Origin of the sequence: Streptomyces sp. PA03-6a, assembly GCF_033792765.1 — a bacterium.
Taxonomy (GTDB): domain Bacteria; phylum Actinomycetota; class Actinomycetes; order Streptomycetales; family Streptomycetaceae; genus Actinacidiphila.
Genome location: NZ_JARAVK010000477.1, coordinates 1 through 3381, shown reverse-complemented (window position 1 = coordinate 3381; position 3381 = coordinate 1). Strand labels below are relative to the sequence as shown.

General features: G+C 68.2%; 4 protein-coding genes. All 4 read left to right on the top strand.

Annotated features, from left to right (window positions below):
- The first annotated feature begins 5 nt into the window (after nt 1–5).
- The 4 genes from PV350_RS45690 (at nt 6) to PV350_RS45675 (ending at nt 3347) form a co-directional block, all read left to right on the top strand.
- A complete protein-coding gene (locus PV350_RS45690) occupies nt 6–782 on the top strand; it encodes an amino acid ABC transporter ATP-binding protein (protein ID WP_499514395.1) in 777 nt (258 codons plus the stop codon).
- Nucleotides 783–821: 39 nt separating this feature from the next.
- On the top strand, nt 822–1742 hold the full coding sequence (locus PV350_RS45685) for a glutamate ABC transporter substrate-binding protein (RefSeq protein ID WP_499514394.1): 921 nt from the start codon (nt 822–824) through the stop codon (nt 1740–1742).
- A 112-nt stretch (nt 1743–1854) separates the two neighbouring features.
- A complete protein-coding gene (locus PV350_RS45680; protein WP_499514393.1) occupies nt 1855–2502 on the top strand; it encodes an amino acid ABC transporter permease in 648 nt (215 codons plus the stop codon).
- On the top strand, nt 2499–3347 hold the full coding sequence (locus PV350_RS45675) for an amino acid ABC transporter permease (RefSeq protein ID WP_499514392.1): 849 nt from the start codon (nt 2499–2501) through the stop codon (nt 3345–3347). The genes PV350_RS45680 and PV350_RS45675 overlap by 4 nt, the downstream gene beginning before the upstream one ends.
- Nucleotides 3348–3381: the final 34 nt, after the last annotated feature.

Genomic DNA, 3381 nt, shown 5'->3' with positions numbered 1-3381 from the left:
CGCCGATGACCGAAGTGCCGGTGACCGAGGACGCCGTTCCGGCGCCCGACGACCTGGTCGTACTGAAGGACGTGAACAAGCACTTCGGCGCGCTGCACGTGCTCCAGGACATCAACCTCAGCATCGGCCGCGGCGAGGTCGTGGTCGTCATCGGCCCCTCGGGGTCGGGCAAGTCGACGCTGTGCCGGGCCGTCAACCGCCTGGAGACGATCGATTCGGGCGCGATCACGATCGACGGGAAGCCGCTGCCCCAGGAGGGCAGGGAGCTGGCCCGGCTGCGCGCCGACGTCGGCATGGTCTTCCAGTCGTTCAACCTCTTCGCGCACAAGACGGTCCTGGAGAACGTCACGCTCGGCCAGGTCAAGGTGCGCAAGGCCGGCAAGAAGGCCGCCGAGGAGCGGGCCCGCGCCCTGCTGGACCGGGTCGGCGTGGGCAGCCAGGCGGACAAGTACCCGGCGCAGCTCTCCGGGGGCCAGCAGCAGCGCGTGGCGATCGCCCGGGCGCTGGCGATGGAGCCGAAGGTCATGCTCTTCGACGAGCCGACCTCGGCGCTCGACCCGGAGATGATCAACGAGGTGCTGGAGGTCATGCAGCAGCTCGCACGCGACGGGATGACGATGGTAGTCGTCACCCATGAGATGGGCTTCGCCCGGTCCGCCGCCAACCGCGTGGTCTTCATGGCGGACGGGCGGATCGTCGAGCAGGCGACGCCCGACCAGTTCTTCAGCAATCCCCGGAGCGACCGGGCCAAGGACTTCCTTTCGAAGATCCTTCACCACTGAGAGCGACACCGACGGTTCGCCGACCTAAGGATGATCACGATGAGCTTCCGTACCACTGCCGCCGCCGCTCTGGCCGTCCTGGCGCTGACCGCCACCGCGACCGCGTGCGGCAAGGAGGGCTCGCCCTCCTCCTCCAGCACCCCTGACAAGGGCTCCAGCAGCGCGCCCGCCGCCGAACTGCCCACCTACACCGTCAAGACCGGTGTGGACCTGGCCGGCTCCAAGACCTGGGACCGGATCAAGAAGAACGGCAAGCTCGTCATCGGCGTCAAGGCCGACCAGCCGAACCTGGGCTACCAGGACCCCGGCAGCAAGAAGTACTCGGGCTTCGACATCGAGATCGCCAAGATGATCGCCGCCGACCTCGGCTTCGACGAGAGCAAGATCGAGTACAAGACGATCCAGTCGGCCAACCGCGAGACCGCCCTCTCCGGCGGCCAGGTGGACTACTACGTCGGCACGTACACCATCAACGACGAGCGCAAGAAGTCCGTCTCCTTCGCCGGCCCGTACTTCGTCGCGGGCCAGGACCTCCTGGTCAAGAAGGGCAGCGGCATCAAGAGCACGGGCGACCTCAAGGGCAAGAAGGTCTGCTCCGCCACCGGTTCGACCTCCATCCAGCGCATCAAGGAGGGCAACTACGGCGCCGAGCCCGTCGAGTACGACTCCTACTCGCTGTGCGTGCAGAACCTCGCCTCCGGCCAGGTCGACGCGGTGACCACCGACGACGCCATCCTCAAGGGCTACGCGGCCCAGGACCCGGCCAACCTCGAGGTCGTCGGCAAGCCGTTCTCCGAGGAGCCCTACGGCGTGGGCCTGCTCAAGGACGACACCGTCCTGCAGGAGGCGATCACCAACGCGCTGAAGAACCACGAGGACAACGGCGACTGGAAGAAGGCCTACGACGCCACGCTCGGCAAGTCCGGCGTGAGCGCCGAGATCCCGCAGCTCCAGTCCTGAAGCGGGCGGGACCCGGCCTGACCCGGGTCCCGTCCCCCCCTCCCCGGCACAGCCCGAGCCTGATGCGCCGGCGGCCAGGAGCGGCCGTCGGCGCACCCCTTTCGGAGAATCGATGAACGTACTGCTGGACAACTTCGCGCTCTTCCGCGAGGGGTTCCTCGGCACGGTCGAGCTGACCGCGCTGAGCGGGGCGATCGCCCTGGTGCTCGGGGTGATCATGGCCGCCTTCCGGGTGTCCCCGGTGCCGCCGCTGCGCGCCTTCGGCACGGTCTGGGTGACGCTGCTGCGCAACACCCCGCTGACCCTGCTCTTCTTCATCGCGGTGCTGGTGCTGCCCCGGCTGGGGCTGAACACCTGGAGCTTCTTCCGTCTCGCCGTGCTCGCCCTGAGCTGCTACACCTCGGCGTTCATCTGCGAGGCCGTGCGCTCGGGCATCAACACCGTCCCGCTCGGGCAGGCCGAGGCCGCCCGGAGCCTGGGGATGACCTTCACCCAGACCCTGCGGCTGATCATCCTGCCGCAGGCCACCCGGACCGTGCTGCCGCCCATCGGCAGCCTGCTGATCGCGCTCACCAAGAACTCCGCGATCGCCGGTGGGTTCAGCGTCACCGAGCTGTTCAGCGTGCAGAAGGCGCTCGGTGAGAAGGGCTACAGCATCTTCGCGACCTTCGTCTGGGTGGCACTCGCCTACCTGGTCCTCACCCTCTTCATCAGCGCGGTCTTCCGACTGCTCGAGAACCGGCTGGCGGTGGCCCGATGAGCGCGAACGTCCTCTTCGACGCGCCCGGCCCCCGGGCCAGGATCCGCAACCGGGTCGTCGGCGCGGCCGCCGCCCTGGTGATCCTCGCACTGCTGTGGTTCGTCTACCGGCGGCTCGACGAGTCGGGGCAGTTCGCCTCGTACCTCTGGGAGCCCTTCCAGTACACCGACATCCAGCAGCGCATCGTCGACGGTCTGCTCGCCACGCTGAAGGCCTTCGCCCTGGCCGCGGTCTTCTCGCTGGTGCTGGGCGCGGCGCTGGCGGCGGGCCGGCTGTCGGACCACGCCCCGGTGCGGTGGGTGGCGACGGTCGTCGTGGAGTTCTTCCGCGCGATGCCGCTGCTGATCATGATCTTCGCGCTGTACGTGGGCGTCTTCACCTCGGCCCCGCTGTGGGCGCTGGTGATCGGCCTGACCCTCTACAACGGCTCGGTGCAGGCCGAGATCTTCCGGGCCGGCATCAACGCCGTACCGAAGGGCCAGCGCGAGGCCGCGTACGCGATCGGCCTGCGCAAGACGCAGGTCATGGTCTTCGTGCTGATCCCGCAGGCGGTCCGGGCGATGCTGCCCTCGATCATCAGCCAGCTGGTGGTCACCTTGAAGGACACCTCGCTCGGCTACATCATCACGTACGAGGAACTGCTCTACACCGGCAACCTCATCGCGAAGAACAGCATGGGCTTCCCCTTCATTCCGATGATCATGATCGTGGCGCCGATCTACATCCTGATGTGCCTGGCGCTCAGCGCGCTGGCCAACTGGATCGAGCGTCGCGGCCGCCGCAGCCGCAAGGGCGCGCCGCCGAAGGCGGGCGACATCAAGGCGGTGGAGGCCGCCGCGGAGTGACGGTGCGCCAGGCGCACCACCGCGCGGCAGGTGT

Coding starts and splice junctions, on each gene's coding strand:
- PV350_RS45690 (WP_499514395.1), top strand. CDS start 6: ATGACCGAAGTGCCGGTGACCGAGGACGCCGTTCCGGCGCCCGACGAC.
- PV350_RS45685 (WP_499514394.1), top strand. CDS start 822: ATGAGCTTCCGTACCACTGCCGCCGCCGCTCTGGCCGTCCTGGCGCTG.
- PV350_RS45680 (WP_499514393.1), top strand. CDS start 1,855: ATGAACGTACTGCTGGACAACTTCGCGCTCTTCCGCGAGGGGTTCCTC.
- PV350_RS45675 (WP_499514392.1), top strand. CDS start 2,499: ATGAGCGCGAACGTCCTCTTCGACGCGCCCGGCCCCCGGGCCAGGATC.